Raw genomic sequence first — 20,872 nt, forward strand, 5'->3', positions numbered from 1 at the left:
TTAGAAAACTACGGTATTATTTTCCTATAGATTGTATTGTAAATATAAGGTTTGGAGTGATAAAGGTGAACAAGTTATATCAGTTAGAATATATTCTTAGAATGCTTATAAACTGTATCATAACAATTATGTTACTCGTGCCATGTGTATATTTTACAGAACTTAATATATACATTCACGAAGTTTATATCAGTCCTTTTATAGCATTGGCAATAGCTACATATATTCAATACAAGTTCATAGAAATTTCCTGTATTCAAAGAGACTATTATTAGTCTCTTTTTTCTGTTGGAGTTTGGACTTCTAAGGTATTAATTGCATTTGCAATTTCCTTTAAAATATCTAGAGCTTTGGGGTCTTCTTTGATTTTCTTTTCAAGCTCATCATAGGATATATTAGAAGGGGGATTAAATTTTTGCTTTAAGGATAGTCCTTTTAGACCTATAGAAATATCAACTTCTCCGCCTTGTTTCATTGCCCTTTCAGTAGAACGATAGCATTGAACTAGGAAAAGTATGAAAAGAATAATACCTAATCCACTGTAAGAGCAAATATATTCAATAGGCCCTGGAGATTGTACGTTAATTTTTAGCTCCATACCTTTTAGGTCTTTAATAATATCAGCAGGAAAATCTGCTTGTTCTGCAATGTCAGAAAATCCATATAATAAAGGCTTAAGGTCTTGTGCGTGTATTGCATTTGTGGTTCTAACATTAAATGTAATGTAAGCTTTATTATTTTTAACATACAAATTAGATAGAGATCTATTTATAAAATGAGATGCTTCAGTAACGTCGGTAATCATATGGTGGGAATAGATAGCTTTGAATAAATAGGGGTCAAGGTTCTCTTTTTTTATAGTTTTAATCCAACGTACTTTTCTACGTTTTGTGTAGCTGCATGCATCATCATCAATAAGAGATTCATCAATAACTTCAACATCGCTAGTAATTTCACCAAAAGAGATATATTGAGAGTTTTCGCTAGGAATTAAAACAATATCACCAATAGACATTTCAATCATAAATCTTTTTAGCTGGTTAATTATTAATCCAGGCTTAATAATTTTATCAGTACCGTCTGTTAACATTGCCTTAATTTTTTCATAGAGAGCTCTTTTATAAGAAGGGTCAGATTCTGCTTTTGTAATAAATTCAGTATCTTTGAACTCATTTAGACCAACAGCAATAAATCCTTCATTAAAATACTCAGTATAATATTCACCGCTGTTAGTTCTAACAAACCAGTATTTTCTATCTGAAAATTCATCAATAGTAAAATAAATATTATCTGAAAGAAAAAGATGTGAAGTTGACATGTTTACTCCTTTATATAAAAATTATAATATTGAATCATTAAATTAAGTATGAGAGAGGTCAAGGATAAGATCCTAGGCTTCTCTTTTTATAAAGATTTAAGAAGATTTAGAAAGCTTAAGGAAGTTAATATAGTCAAATAGCTTATCATATTGTTCCTCAGTAAATGAAGCGGTCTCAGCAAGTAGAGTTTGTTGTTGAGGGGAGTATGTGATTGGCTTCAGTTCTATATGATTAGGCTCACCTATATAGCCAGGAGATAGAGAAGAGGTAGAATAATTATTTTGTGGACGTACGGATTCCATAGGAACATCATAGCCCATGAGCCATGCTTCATTTACATTAAGTGCTTTTGCAAGAAGATATATATTATCTTGTTTTGCTTTCCAACGACCTGATAGATACGAACTGATAGCGCCCCTAGATATACCTGATAGTTGAGCGAGTTCTATAGCCTTAATATTTTTTAGTTTTAAACTTTCCTTTAGACGTTCACTGAAAGTTGTTACGATTTTAGACATATACAACGCCTCTCTCTAGTAGTCTACGACATGCCAATAAAAATTTATATCTTGATAATCTTCAAAAGCAGATGAGGAGTTGTGGTTTATTATTTCAATATCTTGCACATTGATATGAGAAAAGAGGTCACCCTGAATGATATGTCTCAGTTCATGGAGGACCTCTTTTTTTTGTCTTGCTTCAGATAAAGAGTTATTAACAAGAATCGTGTAGACATCAAAATCATTGGAACTTACAAGTACTGCATTAGCATTTCTTAAATTACAACTAACGATATGAACGATCATTAAGACCAACTCCTTAAAATAATTTTAAATTATTGATATTTTGATTTTAAAAATTCAACATATTTTATGACGTCTTGCATATCTTCTTTTTTTAAATCTTTTGAAGCAGAAAATAACACTCTGATTTCTGGATTAGTTCTAGCTTGTTCAGCAAATGCAGCAGCTTCTGGATCTGTATAATATCCATCGGTTGAAATATCTTTTTCTAAAAAGTAACTTTTTCCTACTTCAAAGTAATCAGCCAGCTTTTGAATTATCCCCATTCGGGGGATTGATTTCATTAGTAACCATTTACCAACAGTAGATTCTGTAACATTTAAAATTTTAGATAGTTCAACTTGATTTATATTATGTTTCTGCATGAGCTGAGATAACCTTTGGCTAAATAGCTTTCTGATTTCTTCATTAGATAATGGCATAATATAAACTCCTAGTTTCTTTTATAATATACTTCATATGCATATAATAGAATATTTTTCTGAAAAAAGCAACAATAAAACTATAAAACTAGAAAATAAATCTTGACAATAGAATTATATTCTAGTACAATTCAGTTATAAAATAAAAGATTGAATGAGAGGAGGTTAATTATGCATATTCAAATTAGCTTAAGAGCTGCTAGAGTAAATGCAAATTTAACGATTATGGAGGCATCTAGGCTTATTGGAATCGGTAAAGATAGATTATTAAAATGGGAAAAAGCCCCACATCTCGTGAATGCACTTTATCAAAAGAAGATTTCCGAAACCTATGAAATACCAATTGATTATATTTTTTTTGGCATATAACTAGAATTAAATTCTAGTTATATAACTAGAATTAGGTAATAACTAAATAAATGAAGCAAAACTTTACCAGGAGGGAATATGTTACCAGGATTAACAGAAAAACAAAACGAATACTTGGAGGCATTACACATCAAGGCGCTCGATGATGCACTAGAACTCTATAGAAAGCATGGAAAGACAAGAAATCGCAGATATTTTGAAATGGGTGAAGCTGAATTAGCAAAAGCTAGAGCCTATCTAAAATTAGGTGACTTTGATCCCGATCCAAGACTTTGTGAGATGTAAGGCTGTGACAAATGGATAAAGAAAAAGAGTAAAAGAAATGAAAAACAGCCAAGAGCATTAAATACTCTTAGCTGCTTAACCAATATAGTTTTGGGTTTTCAAGTCAAAACTATATTGCCAATAGGGGTTTGCCTACCTCTTGCATTGCGGTCACCGCATGAAATAGACGATATATACTAGACGCTGCGATCTATTAGAGCTGTGACAAACAAACGGTTGAAAAGACCGTTGCTATGGGAGTTAATCTTCCTTAGGCCGCTAGGACGACCGCTTTTAAGCCAAAGCGAGCTCGGATATTAAAAGGCACAGGCAATCATCAAAAATTGGCTCATAAGAACCACTTCCTTTCGTGTTAGAAAAAAAGTTTTGAGATTAATTTGATTATAAAATATACGGTTTTGAAAGTCAATGAATGTATTCAGCATAAAGAGGTAGGGAGACCATGAAAATTTATGAAAACATTAAGAAGAAGTGCAAGGAGAAAGGCGTCAGCATTGCCAAGCTGGAGCGCTCTGTAAAACTTTCCGTAGGGAGCATATCCCATTGGAGAACATCGAATCCAAAATTAAGTAATGTAAAGGCAGTAGCTGATTACCTTCAATGTACTATAGATGAGTTGCTATAGGGAGGTAGAAACTATATGGCAAGAAAAATAATAAGTACCAGACAGATGGAAACTGGATAGGAAGTATTAGATTTAAAAGTCAAATAGAAGAAAAAGAATTTGAATCAACTAGCTTATGTCCTAAAAATATATTGCATAAGGAGAAACTAAAAAAGAACACTCCTCTTCGGTATGAATTGGAGTGTTCAGAAATAGTAAAAGGTCCTATAAAAATCACATTAGAGATTTTCTAGGTTTCGTCTTAATAATGCAGCTATAACTGAATAGATACAGAAAAATATAGTTAGAAGAAAGGAGTACATCATGGATGAATTAATGACTAGGTTAAAAGCTTTAGACAATGTAATGGATCGTGTAGAGTTATTACCAGATATTGCGCCACTCGATGTGGCAGCGGTTGCCTTAGGGTATACGAAAGCAAGATTGATGGCTGGTGGTAAATCAGGGGATTTACCGTATGTAGAGGTAATCCACAATCGTGAAACAAACACACATACATACTCAGTCATTAAACCACGGCTATTAGCATATTTACGTGGAGATGACATTGGACGTGAACGTACGATTGTCCTAGTTACACCAGATGGAATTATGCCATCGCAATCGTATCTGAAACGGTTACTTGGCAATGATTAAAAAAAGAAAAAAGGCTATATGTACTATATGCGATGAAAGGGATAAACAAACTAGAGCCTATGTGCATTGTAGCCAGGTGGATAACATTATATGTATGGAGCATTGTGAAAGATGTCGTTATCTAAAAACATCTATGGGGCAATGGAGGTGTACCTATGAGAAATCATGAGATATATGCTGATGAAGTTACTGACTCAAAAACATTTATAAGTGCTGAAAGAGTGACTATAACAAAGTTAACGTATGTAGAAAATAATAATCCCCTCTTCCCTAATAGAACTATCGTTGAGTATTGGGAAGAAGGGAGAATGGTTTACAAGGTTGATCCGTTAGATGACTTGCGAGATATCATTTCTTTGGCAGAAAGTATGGAAAGCTCCATTAGCAATTAATGAGTAAGTGATTCTATTTAATTGAGTATATCACAGAAAGGAAAACAAACATGGAATCTATTAAGGAAGTATTGAAATGGATTGGAAAGCAGTTCCTTTGGTTAGCAGATATAAGAGATAATACATTATTAAAAATAACATTGCTAATAGCAGGCAGTTCTCCTGTTATGTGTTGGTTGTTAGAGCCTACTAATAAACAGTATATCTTTATGTCCTTATTGATGTGGAGTGTCATAGCTGTAGCATTAACATACATGCGTATAGCAGAACACTACGAGGAACGAGAAGCTGTACTATTGCAAGGGATTAAGGTTGTCCATATTGTGGCGGAAGAGATTCGTATCGAAAAACGGTACCCTGTTAAAAATCAATATTACGAAGCTATTACAAAAGAGGTGGCAGAACATGAAGAAAATGAAATGCATTAAGTGCGGTTTGGATATCACCAACAATGGTGGGTTATATATTCGTGAGGATGGAAAAGTTATTAAAGTATGTAAAGATTGTCATCAAAAACATCTTAAGGAGCGAGCACATGCAAGATTTAATGCAAGAGTTACAGCAATTACGAAGTGAATTGAATACGGCATTAGCTTTATTGAAAGAACGAGGTATCAAGTTAGCAGAAACAGAACGTGCCTATAAGTTGGCCAAGGCGAGAAAAATCGAAGAAGAACGAGATAAAAAGACAGCCGTTTCATTGATTCGTGAATTAGTCATTGGGGATGTGTCTGTTAGTCAGTTACGAATGGAACGAGATAAGGCAAGAGTCATGTATCGTTCCGTAGATGAGGCTATCAATATTAAAAAGCTAGAGTTACGCATCGTAGAATCACAGATAGGACGGGAATGGCATGCTTAAACGAACACCACTACAGAGAAAAACACCATTACGAGCAAAGACTGGTTTATCTAGGGGAACATCACAATTAAAAAGAACTCCACTAAAGGCACGAAGTAAAAAGCGAAATCAATATGAGTATGAATTAAACAAGATGAGAGATGTAGTAAAAGCAAGGGATCATCACAGCTGTATTATCTGTGGAGCTCCAGCACAAGAGATTCATCATATAGAACCTCGTTCAAATGGTGGAACGAATGACATAGATAATTTATGTTGTGTATGTTGGTATTGCCATCATGCAGTAGTGCATGGTCCAGAGTCCAAAGCCATCAAGAAAGTATTAAAGAAAAAAGTAGCAGAACGCAGCGCATAAAAAAAGACCACTTAGCGGGAACTAAGTGGTCTCATATATCCATATGTAGATACAACCTTATTTATAGTATACCACATATGGTAGAAGAAATATAGAGCAATAGTATATTTTCAGAGAAAAATGATATAGATATTAGAAATAAAATAAAAGGCTGTAAGGCCTTGTATTGACTAGATATGTATATTATTTTTTCGACCATATGAGGTACGGATGAGATATCGAAAAAAAGTATACGGAAAAACAATGTGTGAAGTGACAGACTACCATACAGGACGAACGTATAAGAAACAAAGTGCACGACAAAAGAAAGAAAAGATTACACCACTGCAAATGGCATTGCAGAATCAAAAGAATGCAGAAGCACAGTTGCGTATGTTAATAGATATCAATTTTCATGAAGAAGATTTTTATATTACTCTCACCTATGAAATAGAACCCACTTTGGAGCAAGCAAAAAAAGATATTACATTGTTCATCAAAAAGCTGCGTAGAAGGTATACAAAGCTAGGACAACCGTTGAAGTATATCTACACTTGTGAAGGAGAACGTAGGATACACTTTCATATGCTAGTGAATCGAATACAAGATATGACGGTGAAAGAGTTAAAAGGGTTATGGCCTCACGGATATTCTAAAAAAGAAGCTTATCAAGGTGAGTGGCGTGATGCGGTTCGGATTGCAAGCTATTTTGTTAAGGAAAGTGATCGTAAGTTAGAGGCTACTGGTTTTAAACGTAAATGGGTATCTAGCCAAAACTTGGAGAAACCAAAAGTAAAAAAAGAGCGATTACATTCGAACACTTGGGCGGAAGCCATTACTCCACCGAAAGGATACTACGTAGAGACAGATAGTATTGTAGAGGGAGTAAGTTTAGCTGGATATCCCTATCGATTTTATCGTCTCATAAAGATTGAGGAACCGAAGAGTAATCAAAAGTGGTGGAAAACAAAAGAGTTGAATACACCAAGAAATAGAGTTCATATAGAACGATGTTGTACATAAAGGAGGTTAGTATGGAAAACAATCAAATCGTACTTGTAGGCTATGCAGTGAAAGATGCAGAACTACGATACACGAAAACAGGTAAGGCAGTGTGTTTATTTTCGATAGCTACGAATAAGCGTATTTCAGAGGATAAGGAGATTAGTTCCTTTCATAATGTCGTGGCATGGACCTATGCAGAAGAAGTAGGGACTATACAAAAAGGGCAGCCTCTGATTGTGGTAGGTAGTGTACAAACGAGATCCTATGAAAAGAATGGTGAGAAACGATACATCACAGAGGTAATAGCAGATCGAGTAGGAATACAATTAAAAAAACAAAAAGATGTAGGCAGCCACTATGATGCTTTTACTAAAAATGATGAGGAAATTCCGTTTTAGAAAGGAGTCAGCATGGGAAGACCCAAGGAGTATAAGAAAGCGAGAACATGTAAGCATGCCAATATCGTTACTAAAACTGGTGGAGTATTTACTACACGTGAATGTCCAGAGCGAAATATAAATTTATATATAGAGGGAAAGGGGTACATTGTGAATGCTAATCGGTGCACAAAATGTAAAGCCTATAAAGCAAGAACCTAAGATAAATCCTAATGCAGGCACACTAAGATATTTTAATGCTAAAAACAAGCAGAACTTTACCACCGTAGCATTTATAAGTAGGGTTATGAGAGATATCATAGAGCCACTGCATTTAGAAAAAGAAAACAAAAAAATGGCGAATATGTGTGCCACCCTAGCGCATAAGTTGATGATTAATTTAGTTGATGGATTAGATGAAGATGCAAAACGAGAAATCGTAAGGGCTATAGGACGGTACGACATAGAAATTGTTCAGAAAGGGACTATTGATGATGCGGAAATCCGAGAGCAAGAGGGGTACCTAAGTACCTTAGCAGAACATGCCCTACAAGGTAGTTGCCTATCCTGCACAAAGGAAGGGGACGATATAGAGAATTGTGAGCTACGGGTAGCTATGATTTATGTGGAGGTACCTGTGTTCGATGAGACGTGTCCTAGTGGGCGATGTCCTTATAAAGTAGAGTGCTAAGAGGAGGGGACGCTATGGATACAAGTTAAAGTTACCGTGGTACTTTTAAATTACTATTGTTATGGACAAGGAGATTAATCATGGAATTAGAAAATACAGTGCAACCAGGTGTAGAAGAAAATAAAGTGGAAGAAACCCATACAGAAGAGACACATGCAGAAGAACATAAAGCGGAGGAAGTAGGCAATGTACAACCACCGACAGTAGAACCACCACCTACTGTAGAAGCGGATACTTCACCGCAACCTGTGGCAAACACAGAACATACAGAATCAGTGGGTACTGCTAATGGAATGATTATGAAGGTAAAACGTATGCATAAGGATGCCATATTACCTACCTATGGAACGGAAGGAAGTGGTGCATTAGATTTCTATGCAGCAGAAGATGTCACTGTGTGGGAAGAGCGTACGTATAGAATTGGCTTAGGCGTAGCATTAGAGGTGCCAGTAGGATATGTATTGCAATTAGTACCACGTAGTTCTATGGGGGTAGATACACCATTGCGTATGCCAAATTCGATAGGAGTTATTGATTCAGATTATCGTGGAGAAGTAGCAGCTATTTATGTCAATGATGAAACTAAGGGCATGATCCCTTATCAAATCAATAAAGGTGATAGAATTGCGCAAGGCTATTTAGTACCAACACCAAAAATTAACCTAGTTGAAGTGGAAGAATTATCTGAAACAGATCGAGGAGATAAAGGGTTTGGATCCACAGGGAAATAAATGTAGAAAACCATTATCGCATAAGATTAGTAAGAATATGCTGAAATACACTAGGTTATGAGGAGGTGATGTTATGCTTATTCGTAAAATAGCTGTTATTGGTAGTACAAAAACATTTGATTATGTAAAAGAAAATGATACAGGTGGAAAGTCTGTATACTCTATGACGGCACGAGAAGATGGACGAGAGTCATTTTATAACGCTTGGAAAGCATTGGTAAGCATTGTAAATAGTCATATGAGATCAGAACGAGGAGACTATATATTTCTTGGTGTCATGTTGATTGTAAAACGTCTAGAAATCAAATATATGGAAGCGGTTGTTGGTGGAAAAATAACTCAAATACCAAGTGATGTTAGATTTAGCGGAACTGCAATTACAAAAGAATCTAGCCTTAAATATGTTACCGACTGGATAGAACTTGATGAAAAGGAGCTTACACTAGTGAACAAAATGCTCAATGAAACCAAATCATATATACAGGGCAGAAGGGCACAAGAGCAACTCTTTGAAAGCAAATAATCATTGAATAGCGAAAGGGATATGCTAGGATGATAAAACGATGTAAGCGCTGTGAAAAACTCTTTGATGGTTCTGCTAGACAAATCTATTGTACAAACTGTGCTAAGACGAATCGTGCCGTGAAGGAAAGGGCAAGTAGAGTATCGCAACAAAGGGCGTCTGCCTATAATTTACTAAGTGAGGAGCCTTGTGTAGATGTTTATCATGGGCGTATGTCAGAGGAAGAAAGACTTTGCATGCTAGAAAAACAAAAGAAATTTCGTGAAGCAAGGCTTAAGAGTGAATCACCTAGGAGAACCTATGAAGAAAAAGGCAAACTATAAAAATGGGTTGGCACCATGTCCATTTTGTCGGAACCCAGAGGTGCGCACAGTGATTGGCGTAGGCACGGGAGTACGACATAATATGGTGGTATGTGATGTTTGTGGTGCTACCGTATCCTTTGAAGATAAGCCACAGTATTTAGCTACGGCAAAGGCTTGGAATAGTAGATAACAATAAGGTGGTGATTCAATGCATATAAAACTAAAAAAGCAAGTAGAGTGGTATTTGTATCACTACCAAGATATAAAACGAGCTGTTTTACAAGCTAGGTTAGATCCAGTAAAAAAGAAAACTGGAGGTGGATTGATACAAGACCCTACAGGGCAAGAAGCGGTATCAAATATAACTCCTTTGCGAGAGGTATGTATTGTTGATGGCAAAGCAAGAATACATATTGACTATCCAGAACGATTAATAGAAGCGGTTGAGTCTTGTGAATGTGAGTTGAATGTAGTTCTAAGAGAGCTATGTGAACGTAAGTATTATGGGAAACAGCGGTCTATTAACTGTATGATTGCAATGGGTCTAACAAGAGATGTCTACTATGCAGCGATTAATGAACTGTTACAAATTATGTCGTTGTATATGGTAGAACATCGAGTTTTAAAAATATCAAAAAAGTAGGCGACAAAATCGAAAAAAAGTGTGATATATTAATAGTATGTGATGGGCATAACCTACATAAGGCGGTCATTACATAATCATAGATACACATCAAACCAAGACTTTTAGCACATAGTCTTTAAAGAATGTGCTTTTTTCATGCCAAAATATTTCAAATCTAGGAGGTGAGGAACTATGTTAACTGAGCAACGGAAACGATTTGTAAAAGAATATATGGCATTAAAATGCAAGAATATGAGACAGGCAGCAATTAATGCAGGGTATAGTGAAAAATCAGCTCAGCAACAAGCCTCTAATCTTATGAAGGATAATGAAGTGTTGGCATACTTACAAGCCTGTAAGGATGATATGGATAGAGAGTTACGGGAAGCCTTTGTATTTGAAGCCAAAGAAGCCTTTCGTGTCATGTGTAATATCCTAAAAGATCCTAAGACAAAACCACGAGAAAGAATTACAGTGGCAAAAGACTTTTTAGACAGAGCTGGGTATAAACCTGTGGATAAAACAGAACTGACAGGAAAAGATGGTGGCGCTTTACAATTAGCCATTGGATGGGAGGGACAAGGTGAAGAGGATTAACATAACAATTCCATACACACCAAGACCCTTGTGGAGAGATTTCATACATCCAGCTATAGAAACACATCGTTTTAATGTGATTGTCGCACATCGAAGGTTTGGAAAAACGGTAGCTACCATTAACCATGTGATAAAAATGGCGATACAAAATAATTTGCCATCACCGCAATATGCATATGTGGCGCCATTACGAACGCAAGCTAAGCTAATTGCTTGGTCGTATTTGAAGTTTTATACCAGTGTCATACCAGGTATACGGGTGAATGAAAGTGAATTATATGTAGAGTTACCAACCAAACATAGGAGCCGTGCAGGACCGAGAATTTATATCCGAGGGGCAGATAACCCAGATAGTTTACGTGGGTTGTATTTAGATGGTGTAGTACTAGATGAATACGCTCAAATGAAACCTGAAGTGTTCGATGAAATTATTCGTCCAGCCTTATCTGATAGAACGGGATGGGCTATATTCATAGGAACTCCTAAAGGGCAAAATCGGTTCTATGAACTCTTTTTAAAAGCACAGAAATTACAAGAAGATTCTAATTCGGGGTGGTATACATGTATATATACAGTTGATGATAGCCAGATCATACCGAAAGAAGAATTACAGGCAATGATGGTCGAGATGACAGAAAATGCCATTCGACAGGAGCTATATTGTGATTTCACAGCTAGTGCAGAAAATGTATTGGTTAGTATTGATGATATTAATATGGCCATGAAGCGGACAGTAGCACCACGAGATATTCAATATAGTCCGCTTGTGTTAGGTGTAGATATTGCACGTTTTGGTGACGATGCAACCACAATTGCAATACGCAAGGGATTAGTTGCCTATAAGCCACTGCGGTACAAGGGACTAGATAACATGCAAATTGCTAATATTGTGGCTGGGCTTATCCAAGAGAATAAGCCTAGAGCAGTCTTTATAGATGCTGGTCGAGGTGAAGGAGTAATAGACCGTCTACGGCAGATGGGTTACCGTCATATTATCGAAGTACCATTTGGAAGCCAAGCATCGAAATCGGAACGATTTGTTAATAAACGTGCTGAAATGTGGTATGAAATGGCCCAATGGATCAAACAAGGAGGAAGTTTGCCAGATGATGGCTCACTGCGAGCTGACCTAGCAACTCCAACCTATAGCTTTGACACCAGGGGACGTATCGTACTGGAGAGTAAGGACAAAATTAAAGAGCGACTAGGGCACTCACCAGATAAAGGGGATGCCTTGGCTCTAACATTTGCATATACAGTTCCCCAAGAGGATATGTATGCGCAAGCAGTACCACAAATGGCCAATACAAAATATAATCCATTTGGTTAACAACAAAGAAAGGAGTGGATACTATGTGTGGTGGATTCGTAGGAAAATTATTAGGAGTTAAACAGCCAGAGGTGCCAGAGATTAAACCTCCAGCACCATCACCTACGGTAGAGAATAATGAGGTAGATGATGATACGATGTCGAAAGAAGCGCAACGTAAAAAACGTGGATTCTCCTCAACTCGTACAACAGATACATTGTTGTCTAATGCAGGACGTAATAAGTTAGGATAAGGTGATTCTATGAGTTTATTGGCTAGAGCCCCTACAGGTGCTAAATTTAAAGAACTAGGCAATACAAAAGAAGTCAGTCAAAAGGTAGAGCGCTTATTCGATGCACAGCAGTCACATCTAAAAGTATGGCGTGAGATTAAGAAGTACCAGTTACCTTTCATAGGTAAACTGAATGACACAAATGGAAAAGCCATTGATTATGATACGAGTCATCTATTGGATAGCTATGCATCGCATTGTAATGATATTTTTGCTAGTGGAGTCATGAGTGGGTTAACACCGCCAAGCAGACAATGGTTTAAACTTACGCTGGCTAATAGTGGATTACAGGCTAATCATGAAATGTCAGCTGTCCTAGATCAACGACATGAGATTATGCAGGCTATTTTTGGGAAGAGTAATTTCTATATAGGATGTTACCAAGCTTACCAAGAATTAGCCTATGGACAAGCTGCCATGGGCATATTTAGAGATACTCGTACAGGTATTCGTGTAGAACAGTTTACGATTGGCACCTATGCGATGAGTGTAGGGAGTAATGGTATCGTAGATACATTTACTGTGAAGCGGTCTATGACCTTAATGCAGATTGCAGAGCAGTTTAGCGTAGAATCTATGCCATCTGGAATGCAAGACTTACTTCGTAATCATACCTATAGTGCAGATACATACACTGTATATTGGTTAGTAGAACCTAATAGGGACTATGTAAACGGTAAAATCGGTAAACGGCATATGAAATATCGGAGTTACTATTGGCTAGAAGGGGAAGAAACCTTTTTAGAAGTAGGTGGATTCAATACCTTTCCTGTATGTGTGGCAAGGTATCAAGTGGTAGGAAATGAAACCTACGCTGTTGGTGCTGGGTGGTATGCCAATGATGATGTAAAGATGTTACAAACATTGATGAGTGATAGATTGCGAGCGGTAGAGTTAATGGTAAAACCGCCCATGCAAGTATCCTCTTCTCTAGCGTATAATGTGAACCTTATTCCAGGGGGAATTACAACCACAGATAACCCTAATGATGTGGTAAAACCCTTGTTTGACGTTAACATGCAATTAGGCCCATTAGGGGAAGTTGTCATGGAAACACGTGAGAATATTAAGCGCTGTTATAATGCAGACCTATTCTTGATGTTAGAACAACTAGATAGTGGTCAAATGACGGCACGGGAGGTCATGGAACGTACACAGGAAAAGTTACAACAACTAGGCCCTGTAGTAGAACGATTGCAATATGAGTTCCTAAATAATGTCATTGAAAGAACGTATGCTATTCTATCTGATGCGAAAATATTTCCACCAATACCAGAAGAACTTAGGGAAACGTTATCAGATAAAGAAATTAAAGTAGACTTTACTTCGCCATTAGCACAAGCACAAAAATTGGCAGGTTTAACAACCATCGAACAAGCATTTGGTTTTGCCATGAATATGATGCAGGTATATCCAGAGGTGAAAGCTAAAATTAACCCAATTGGACTTGTCAATGAATACTTCAAGTATTTAGGCGCACCTGCTGCGATGTCTTTTAGTGATGAAGAGACACAAGCTAAGCTAGAGCAAGAACAGCAAGCTATGATGGCACAACAAGAACAAATGCAACAACAGCAGATGTTAGAACAAGCCCCTAATCTAGCGAAAGCGACAAAGGATATGGCGGAAGCGGCGAATACTAATCAATCAGCAGTAGGAAATTGGCTAGGCATGCCAGGATTAGGTGGTGAAGAATGATAGAGTATGGTGTAAAGAAGAAAGACGAACTCATTCGAGAGATTCGGCAGATGGAAATTCAGAATCGGGATCGCAAGGGGCTAGAAGCCGTATTAAGCACCGAAGAGGGGCGTTGGTTTCTCATGCGTTTACTAGATACATGCTGTATCATGCAGACCACTTTTACAGGCAATTCCCAATCATTCTTTAATGAAGGAAGACGGTCTGTAGGCATAGATATAGTAAAGAATATTGCTACATTACTTGGTGTAAAAGGTATAGAGCAAAAGCAATTAGCGGAGCTAGAATACATTCAACATCAAGAGCGTATTAATGAATTGATAACAAGAAAGGTGGGAGAGTCAAATGGATAATGAATCCACAAATACAGTGACACAAGAACCAAATACAGAGGTACAAGATACTCATGATAACACAAATAGTACAACGGATACCTCAACACATTCTGCGGACACTGCTAATACGACAGAACAAACTACAGGAGCACCTGATAGATATGACTTTACCAGTTTATTAGGTGAAGGGGAAAGTATTGATGAGCAGAATGCGGAGGCCTTTGGTGAAATTCTTCGTAACATTGGTGTATCTCAAGAAGGTGCGGAGCAAATCGCTAAGTTTGGTATGGGCTATCTACAAACTATGGGAGATGCCTTGCTGAATCATATTGATGGATTACAAGAGGCACAAGCAGAAAGTTGGAAAGAAGAAACTGTAAAGGAATTAGGTTCCAATTTTGATACCACCATTGCTAAAGCAGGAGCGGGTATTGAATACCTAGAAAAAGATATTCCCAATCTGCGAGAGGTGCTCATGGTGAATGGCATTGGGAATAATGTAGCCCTAGTAAAGGCATTTGCTACGATTGGCGATCTAGTAGCAGAAGATGCAGGCCGTTTAAGTGGATATGGCAGCGGATCTGGAGTAGAGTTTTATGACAATACTAATTTTGATGCATATAAGAATAAATAAAGGAGTGATGAATTATGCCAACATTTGGTACAGAAGCATTAACGTTAATGGATTTACATAAACGGTATAAAGGTTCAAAAGATGGAATTGATAGTATTATTGAGGTGTTAAACCAAGCTAATCCTATCATGCAAGATTTACGTTTCAAAGAGGGTAACTTACCTACTGGTAACTTAACAACACAACGCACAGCATTGCCAAACCCTCACGTACGTGCGATTAACCGTGGTGTGCCAAACACCAAATCTAGCACTAGACAAGTAACAGATACGGCCGCAATGCTTGAAGACCGTTCTAGTGTAGATGTAAAGTTGCTTATGTTATCTAATGACCCAATGCGTTTTCGACAAACAGAAGATGCAGCACACATTGAAGGCTTTGGTCAAACCGTGGCAAGTATGTTGTTCTACGGCGATACAGATATCAATGTGGGCGAGTTTAATGGGTTAGCTAAACGATATAATGTGTTATCTACAGATAAGACACACTATGGATACCAAAATGTTAATATGGGTGGTACTGTAGCTGGTAAGTGTGGCTCCGTTTGGATTGTATGTCATGGTGATGATGGTGTCATGGGGATTTATCCTAGAGGATCTAAAGCAGGATTAACTAAAAAAGATTTAGGTGAAACTGATGCGGTTGATTTTGAAGGAAATAAATTCCGAGTAGTAGAAACGTTATTTAGTTGGGATGTAGGGCTTACGGTAGCAGACCCACGCCGTGTAGCGGCTATCCGTAATATTGATGTTAGTCAATTGGCTAGTGCTACAGCATCTCAACGTCAAAAATTTATTGAATCCTTTATTTATGCGAAGGGTCGTCTTCGTAATTTAGATAGTGGACGTATTAAACCAGTGGCATATGTACCACAGGAGATTAAAACAGCATTAGAAATAGCATTAACGGATAAAAACAATATTCATGTAACACGTCAAGAGGTTATGGGTGAAATGCCAAAAATTTATGTAGCAGGTATTGAAGTAAAATCTTGTGATGTACTTCGTACAGATGAAGACCCAATCGCCAATGTATAGGTCAAGGAGGTATTACAATGATTACAGATTTTGAAAACACATTTTTCCCTGGTGAAGAAAGTTATAACTCAACGGGAACTACCATTTATTCTGATGTAGTAGATACTGTGAAAGAAGGTGATGCCTACAATCAGTTATATTTGGCAATGAATAATTTAAAGGGTACCTCTGGGCAATTAACAGTTGAATTACAAACGAGTGATTCTGCATCCTCTACGTTGTTAAAGAAACGTGTGGCAGGTCAACAACCGCCGAATGTAACGATTACGAGCCCAACGGTATTAGGAACGTATAAATTAGATGCCAAAAAGGGATCTAAATTAACGGTCTTATTGCCATACGGATTGAAGCGGTATGTACAATTAAAGGTAACAGCTAGTGCAAGTATCAATTCCAATGTATTATTTGCTGCCTTAACACCAGATATTGATTTACGATAAGATGAACTACAGGGCTACCTTCGGGTAGTCCTTTTCATATATAGAAAGAGGTACAATATGACGGAAACAGACCTCTGTAATATGGCTCTTTCACATATAGGAGAGGGCCTAATTACGAGTTTAGATGATGACAATGAAACAGCACGTATCTGCAATCAATACTATCATCATGCTAGAAGATTAGTTTTGTCTCAATATGTGTGGGGATTTGCAAGACGTGTGGAGCCATTAGCAAACATACAGGTAGAAACTTATACAGGTGGATATAGACACACATATTTATATCCAGAGCACGCTTTACGAATTTATCGAATTATACAAGATACTGAAATACGGAATGGACTGTATACGAGTTACAGTGTAAAAGATATACCTAATTACGAAGTGTTTAACCTAGATAGCAGTACAAAGGCGATTGGAACTAATATGACAAAAGCCTATGTAGATTATATATTTGATGTAAATGATCCCGATATATTTCCACCTATCTTTGTTGAAGCACTTACACGATTCTTGGCAGCAAGTTTAGCACAATCTCTTGTTGGTAATATGGAAATGTATAGATCGCAGTTCCAAATTTATCAAGGGGCCTTACTAGAAGCTAAGAACATAGTTGCATCTGAACGTCAATTTGATTTAGAACTGCCAGTAGGATATATCGAGTCAAGGAGAGCAACATGAGTACAGGCAATATGTATGTAGTACAGCACTCTTTTACAACAGGAGAAATATCACCAGAGATAGAAAACCGAAGTGATTTAGATAAATATAGAAGTGCTGTATTGATGGCAAAAAACTGCATCATACGCCCTTACGGTAGTATTTGCAAACGGAATGGAACAAGATTTATGGGAGAAGCAAAGTATCCAAATCGAAAAGTAAGGCTCGTACGCTTTGTATATCCTGAACCTATCTTTTTAGAAGTAGGCCATTTGTACATTCGTATATGGAAAAACGATAGATATACAGGCATAGAACTAACGACACCTTATGAAGAGTCGATATTGAATGAGTTAGATTTTAATCAGTCAGCAGATACATTCTTTATTTGCAGTGGTTTGCATCCTATTCATATTTTGCAAAGAATTGGTAATCAATGGGAGTTTAAACTATTTGATTTGGTGGCACCACCATTTGACGATATAAATACGGATAGATCTCACAAAATAAAATATATACGTTCTAGTAACAAGGTTATATCTACTAAGTCTATATTTAAAGAAGGCATGCTAGGACAAGTTATCAAGATTAAGCATCGAATGCCAGCTGAAATACAAAAGATGACAGGTAGAGCAGAGTATATTAGTGATCCAGATGACTTTAGACATAGTGATTATGAAGAAACTGGATATGAATCTATGGACATCGGTAGTTATGCTGACGATACAGATAAAGAGTGGAAAATAGTAACTCATGGTACCTGGTATGGAACTATTACGATACAAAAAAAGGATAGTACAGAGACTACAGCATGGGAAAACTATCGCCAATATAGTTCCAATGGTGATTACAATGTGACTGAAACGGGTAGCTTTAATAGAGGCACGCAATTACGAATACAAAGTGAAATTACTAGTGGTGATGTTTCCATTGATTTCACAATAAAACCGTATGACCAATATGGCATGGTAGTTATTAGTCGATTTATTTCACCTACAGAGGTCGAGGTGAAAGTATTGAAACCTGTAGGGAAAGAAACGGAAACATCAGAATGGCAGCTTTCATCTTGGGGAAAAGAAGTAGGCTATCCTAGAATGAGCACATTTTTCCAAGATAGGCTAGTATTAGGCGGCTCGAAATCAAATCCCTATAAGTTGTGGTTTAGTCGTACAGGTGATTACCCTAATTTTGAAGTGGAAAAAGCAGATGGAAATGTAACAGATGATAGTGCTATTACATTAGGACTCATAAGTCGTGCTGCGTTTAATATTGTACATATGATATCAGCACAAGATTTAATTGTACTAACTGATGGTAACGAATGGATTATCAGTGGCTCAGAAGCCATCAAACCATCCAAGGTAGTACCACGTTCACAGACTCAACATGGGGCATCAAACTGTGACCCACAATATATAGGGAATCGACTAATTTATGTGCAAAAGAGGTCTTCTTCTGTACGTGATATGGGATATACTTATGAATCAGATAACTATAACGGAATTGATTTAACATTATTGTCCAAACATTTAGTAAATCAGCATAGTTTATTAGATAGTACGTTTGCACAACAACCAGATAGTATTTTGTATTATGTACGTGACGATGGAAAGCTAATTGCTTTGACAATCATTAGAGAGCAAGATGTCACTGGGTGGGCTCACCATGAAACGAAAGATGGAGTCTTTGAAACGATTTGTTCTGTAGCAAATGGTAATGAAGATAGTGTGTATGCAGTAGTGAAGCGGACTGTATTAGGGCAAGAAAGACGATACATTGAACGATTAGATAGTCCAGTAGATAGTAAGGATGTATCTAGTTATACTACGTTAGATTGCTCTATTGCTATTACGGACAATACTCAAACCAGTATACGAATAGAACACCTCAAAGGAATGGATGTAGTGCTATTACTCAATCATTCTGATGTACACCAGGTGCAAGTAGGTCAAGACGGCACGGTGATACTGCCTTACGTAGCGAAAGATATTGTTATCGGTATTTCGATCGAATGTAAAATTGTATTACCACAGGTGTATATGGACATGAAAGACGGAACACTCCAATCTCGGACAGTACGAAGTAATAGTATGATATTACGACTTCGAAATAGCCGTGGAGGAAAAGTAGGCGTTACTTTTAATAGAGGAATGGATTTAATCGGTGATGCCAGTCTTATACAAAATGGTAGTACTATGTATACGGGGGATGTAAACATTAATATTCCAACACAAGGAAAAGGCTTTGCTACAGATGCAACTGTATGTATATTACACGATGATCCATTTCCATTTAATCTATTATCTGTAGTACGAGATGTTTCCATCGGAGGAGGTACGCTTGCAAGGTACAATAATAAAATGCAGTGGTAAGGCGAATGATAAGAGACTCTTAGGAGACTTGGTAGAGTTAGCGAAACGTCTACGAACAATTGATGTTATAGAATGCATGGCTATGGGAGCAGATGATGCCACCCATGGCCTTTTATTATCCACAGCATGCAGTGCGCAATGGTGGATAGAATATGAATGTATAGATGGAGTAGAGTCGCCTATATGGGCCTATGGAATAGGAGATGAATACCATACAGGGTTAGGATACTGCATATGGTTTTTAGGGAGCCATCGATTACAGGAAAGTAAATATTGTCAACGCTATTTTCTAGAGGAAAGCAAACGAATTATTAATGAATGGCAACAGCAAGGCTCCTTATGGAATTGTATATCTAAGGATAATAAAGCATCTATACGTTGGTTACGATGGTTAGGCGCTACATTTATAGAGGGCGTTAATTTACCAGAAGGATTCCTATTGTTTACATTGCCAAAGAAAGGGAGTGAATAATATGTGCATGCATCCATTAGCGATGCTTGGGATACAAGCGATTAGTGGCATGATGGGGGCTAAAGCAGAAACAAAAGCACAAGTAGCTATGTATAATAACCAAGCAAAATTAGCGGATTACAATGCCAGGATGAGTGAGCGAAAAGCAGAACAAATAGCAGATAATGCAGGACGTGAACAAAAGAAACTAACTGAGAAAATGCGGTTAGCATTAGGTCAAAATAGAAATGAAGCGGGTGCATCGAGTCTCATGTCTACGGGATCCGTAAAGGATGTGATGGATAGTAGCCATGATTCGTATGTAGCGGATAGTTTACAACTTTTACAGAACCAAAGAAACGATGTAGATACACAAGCATTACAAACATGGAATTATAGGAATCAAGCTGCTAATGCGTATGCTAGAATACAGAGTGCTAAGCAAGCAGGAAGAATGAAAATGCTAGGAACTCTATTGAGTACTGCTGCCTCGGTACAATCGTATTTAGGCGATTATGGAAAGGTAGAGAGCCCAACAAGCACGTCCTATTTGAGTCCTACAAGAACATTTAGCCCAGGGGCAAGTGGCAATGCAAATCCTTATGGTTTTACATCTGCTGATAGTATGTTTAGTAACTTTACTACACCGAAAGGAATTATAAGTAATAAGGCGGTAGGTATGGGAGCAGTTAAGCCTAACTACTTAGAACATATCTCAAGCGTTAAGAATTGGTGGAGATAA

At 37.2% G+C, this 20,872-nt stretch carries 33 protein-coding genes; 29 read left to right on the top strand and 4 right to left on the bottom strand.

Annotated features, from left to right (window positions below):
- Positions 1–271: 271 nt before the first annotated feature.
- The 4 genes from EO112_RS00005 to EO112_RS00020 all read right to left on the bottom strand — a co-directional run bounded on the left by EO112_RS00005 (position 272) and on the right by EO112_RS00020 (position 2,544).
- Entirely contained in the window at positions 272–1,318 is a 1,047-nt protein-coding gene (locus tag EO112_RS00005) for a hypothetical protein (RefSeq protein ID WP_127162289.1), read from the bottom strand.
- A gap of 96 nt (positions 1,319–1,414) precedes the next feature.
- On the bottom strand, positions 1,415–1,837 hold the full coding sequence (locus tag EO112_RS00010) for a helix-turn-helix domain-containing protein (protein ID WP_127162291.1): 423 nt from the start codon (positions 1,835–1,837) through the stop codon (positions 1,415–1,417).
- Between the two features lie 15 nt (positions 1,838–1,852).
- Positions 1,853–2,125 carry an ImmA/IrrE family metallo-endopeptidase gene (locus EO112_RS00015; RefSeq protein ID WP_127148173.1) on the bottom strand — a complete coding sequence of 91 codons (273 nt, stop codon included), beginning with the start codon at positions 2,123–2,125 and terminating at the stop codon, positions 1,853–1,855.
- 29 nt (positions 2,126–2,154) lie between these two features.
- Positions 2,155–2,544: a helix-turn-helix transcriptional regulator gene (locus EO112_RS00020; protein WP_127148174.1), complete on the bottom strand. Its 390-nt coding sequence runs from the start codon at positions 2,542–2,544 to the stop codon at positions 2,155–2,157.
- Between the two features lie 171 nt (positions 2,545–2,715).
- Here EO112_RS00020 and EO112_RS00025 point away from each other — a divergent pair, with 171 nt between their 5' ends.
- The 29 genes from EO112_RS00025 to EO112_RS00165 all read left to right on the top strand — a co-directional run bounded on the left by EO112_RS00025 (position 2,716) and on the right by EO112_RS00165 (position 20,872).
- The gene (locus EO112_RS00025; protein WP_127148175.1) at positions 2,716–2,913 is read left to right on the top strand and encodes a helix-turn-helix transcriptional regulator; all 198 of its coding nucleotides are present in this window, start codon (positions 2,716–2,718) and stop codon (positions 2,911–2,913) included.
- Between the two features lie 78 nt (positions 2,914–2,991).
- On the top strand, positions 2,992–3,198 hold the full coding sequence (locus EO112_RS00030; protein ID WP_127162293.1) for a hypothetical protein: 207 nt from the start codon (positions 2,992–2,994) through the stop codon (positions 3,196–3,198).
- A 442-nt stretch (positions 3,199–3,640) separates the two neighbouring features.
- Positions 3,641–3,823: a helix-turn-helix transcriptional regulator gene (locus EO112_RS08415; RefSeq protein WP_127060969.1), complete on the top strand. Its 183-nt coding sequence runs from the start codon at positions 3,641–3,643 to the stop codon at positions 3,821–3,823.
- A 303-nt stretch (positions 3,824–4,126) separates the two neighbouring features.
- Positions 4,127–4,459 (top strand): hypothetical protein, encoded by a 333-nt coding sequence (locus EO112_RS00040; RefSeq protein ID WP_127162295.1) that lies wholly within the window; start codon positions 4,127–4,129, stop codon positions 4,457–4,459.
- Positions 4,460–4,614: 155 nt separating this feature from the next.
- Positions 4,615–4,851, top strand: coding sequence for a hypothetical protein (locus EO112_RS00045; RefSeq protein WP_127162297.1), 237 nt, complete (start codon positions 4,615–4,617; stop codon positions 4,849–4,851).
- 50 nt (positions 4,852–4,901) lie between these two features.
- Positions 4,902–5,279, top strand: coding sequence for a hypothetical protein (locus EO112_RS00050; protein WP_127162299.1), 378 nt, complete (start codon positions 4,902–4,904; stop codon positions 5,277–5,279).
- 107 nt (positions 5,280–5,386) lie between these two features.
- Positions 5,387–5,713, top strand: a complete 327-nt coding sequence (locus EO112_RS00055) for a hypothetical protein (protein ID WP_127162301.1) — start codon at positions 5,387–5,389, stop codon at positions 5,711–5,713.
- Entirely contained in the window at positions 5,706–6,068 is a 363-nt protein-coding gene (locus EO112_RS00060; RefSeq protein WP_127162303.1) for an HNH endonuclease, read from the top strand. Before EO112_RS00055 ends, EO112_RS00060 begins: the two co-directional genes overlap by 8 nt.
- A gap of 210 nt (positions 6,069–6,278) precedes the next feature.
- Complete coding sequence (locus EO112_RS00065) at positions 6,279–7,070, top strand: hypothetical protein (RefSeq protein ID WP_127162305.1); 792 nt, start codon at positions 6,279–6,281, stop codon at positions 7,068–7,070.
- 11 nt (positions 7,071–7,081) lie between these two features.
- Complete coding sequence (locus EO112_RS00070; RefSeq protein ID WP_164723922.1) at positions 7,082–7,450, top strand: single-stranded DNA-binding protein; 369 nt, start codon at positions 7,082–7,084, stop codon at positions 7,448–7,450.
- 12 nt (positions 7,451–7,462) lie between these two features.
- Positions 7,463–7,651 (top strand): hypothetical protein, encoded by a 189-nt coding sequence (locus tag EO112_RS00075; protein ID WP_127010655.1) that lies wholly within the window; start codon positions 7,463–7,465, stop codon positions 7,649–7,651.
- 85 nt (positions 7,652–7,736) lie between these two features.
- A complete protein-coding gene (locus EO112_RS00080) occupies positions 7,737–8,120 on the top strand; it encodes a DUF5651 domain-containing protein (protein WP_127162310.1) in 384 nt (127 codons plus the stop codon).
- 80 nt (positions 8,121–8,200) lie between these two features.
- Positions 8,201–8,851, top strand: coding sequence for a dUTP diphosphatase (dut, locus tag EO112_RS00085; RefSeq protein WP_206168558.1), 651 nt, complete (start codon positions 8,201–8,203; stop codon positions 8,849–8,851).
- A 73-nt stretch (positions 8,852–8,924) separates the two neighbouring features.
- Positions 8,925–9,374 (top strand): hypothetical protein, encoded by a 450-nt coding sequence (locus EO112_RS00090; protein ID WP_127162312.1) that lies wholly within the window; start codon positions 8,925–8,927, stop codon positions 9,372–9,374.
- A 29-nt stretch (positions 9,375–9,403) separates the two neighbouring features.
- Entirely contained in the window at positions 9,404–9,697 is a 294-nt protein-coding gene (locus EO112_RS00095) for a hypothetical protein (RefSeq protein WP_127010650.1), read from the top strand.
- On the top strand, positions 9,675–9,869 hold the full coding sequence (locus tag EO112_RS00100) for a Lar family restriction alleviation protein (RefSeq protein WP_127148189.1): 195 nt from the start codon (positions 9,675–9,677) through the stop codon (positions 9,867–9,869). Before EO112_RS00095 ends, EO112_RS00100 begins: the two co-directional genes overlap by 23 nt.
- Before the next feature lie 18 nt (positions 9,870–9,887).
- The gene (locus tag EO112_RS00105; protein ID WP_127162315.1) at positions 9,888–10,322 is read left to right on the top strand and encodes a hypothetical protein; all 435 of its coding nucleotides are present in this window, start codon (positions 9,888–9,890) and stop codon (positions 10,320–10,322) included.
- A gap of 174 nt (positions 10,323–10,496) precedes the next feature.
- On the top strand, positions 10,497–10,901 hold the full coding sequence (locus tag EO112_RS00110) for a terminase small subunit (protein WP_127162317.1): 405 nt from the start codon (positions 10,497–10,499) through the stop codon (positions 10,899–10,901).
- Positions 10,888–12,231, top strand: a complete 1,344-nt coding sequence (locus EO112_RS00115; RefSeq protein ID WP_127162319.1) for a hypothetical protein — start codon at positions 10,888–10,890, stop codon at positions 12,229–12,231. The genes EO112_RS00110 and EO112_RS00115 overlap by 14 nt, the downstream gene beginning before the upstream one ends.
- Positions 12,232–12,254: 23 nt before the next feature.
- Positions 12,255–12,464, top strand: a complete 210-nt coding sequence (locus EO112_RS00120; RefSeq protein WP_127162321.1) for a hypothetical protein — start codon at positions 12,255–12,257, stop codon at positions 12,462–12,464.
- A gap of 9 nt (positions 12,465–12,473) precedes the next feature.
- Positions 12,474–14,201, top strand: coding sequence for a portal protein (locus EO112_RS00125; RefSeq protein ID WP_127162323.1), 1,728 nt, complete (start codon positions 12,474–12,476; stop codon positions 14,199–14,201).
- A complete protein-coding gene (locus tag EO112_RS00130) occupies positions 14,198–14,554 on the top strand; it encodes a hypothetical protein (RefSeq protein ID WP_127162325.1) in 357 nt (118 codons plus the stop codon). The genes EO112_RS00125 and EO112_RS00130 overlap by 4 nt, the downstream gene beginning before the upstream one ends.
- On the top strand, positions 14,547–15,170 hold the full coding sequence (locus EO112_RS00135; RefSeq protein ID WP_127162327.1) for a hypothetical protein: 624 nt from the start codon (positions 14,547–14,549) through the stop codon (positions 15,168–15,170). The genes EO112_RS00130 and EO112_RS00135 overlap by 8 nt, the downstream gene beginning before the upstream one ends.
- Before the next feature lie 14 nt (positions 15,171–15,184).
- Positions 15,185–16,207 (top strand): major capsid protein, encoded by a 1,023-nt coding sequence (locus EO112_RS00140; RefSeq protein ID WP_127010632.1) that lies wholly within the window; start codon positions 15,185–15,187, stop codon positions 16,205–16,207.
- 17 nt (positions 16,208–16,224) lie between these two features.
- Positions 16,225–16,647 (top strand): hypothetical protein, encoded by a 423-nt coding sequence (locus tag EO112_RS00145; RefSeq protein ID WP_127162329.1) that lies wholly within the window; start codon positions 16,225–16,227, stop codon positions 16,645–16,647.
- A gap of 57 nt (positions 16,648–16,704) precedes the next feature.
- On the top strand, positions 16,705–17,328 hold the full coding sequence (locus tag EO112_RS00150) for a hypothetical protein (RefSeq protein ID WP_127010628.1): 624 nt from the start codon (positions 16,705–16,707) through the stop codon (positions 17,326–17,328).
- Positions 17,325–19,679, top strand: coding sequence for a hypothetical protein (locus tag EO112_RS00155; RefSeq protein ID WP_127162331.1), 2,355 nt, complete (start codon positions 17,325–17,327; stop codon positions 19,677–19,679). Before EO112_RS00150 ends, EO112_RS00155 begins: the two co-directional genes overlap by 4 nt.
- Positions 19,648–20,151, top strand: coding sequence for a phage protein Gp13 family protein (locus EO112_RS00160; RefSeq protein ID WP_164723923.1), 504 nt, complete (start codon positions 19,648–19,650; stop codon positions 20,149–20,151). The genes EO112_RS00155 and EO112_RS00160 overlap by 32 nt, the downstream gene beginning before the upstream one ends.
- 1 nt (position 20,152) lies before the next feature.
- Complete coding sequence (locus EO112_RS00165) at positions 20,153–20,872, top strand: hypothetical protein (RefSeq protein ID WP_127162335.1); 720 nt, start codon at positions 20,153–20,155, stop codon at positions 20,870–20,872.

Origin of the sequence: Veillonella sp. VA141, from assembly GCF_003992175.1 — a bacterium.
Lineage (GTDB): Bacteria > Bacillota > Negativicutes > Veillonellales > Veillonellaceae > F0422.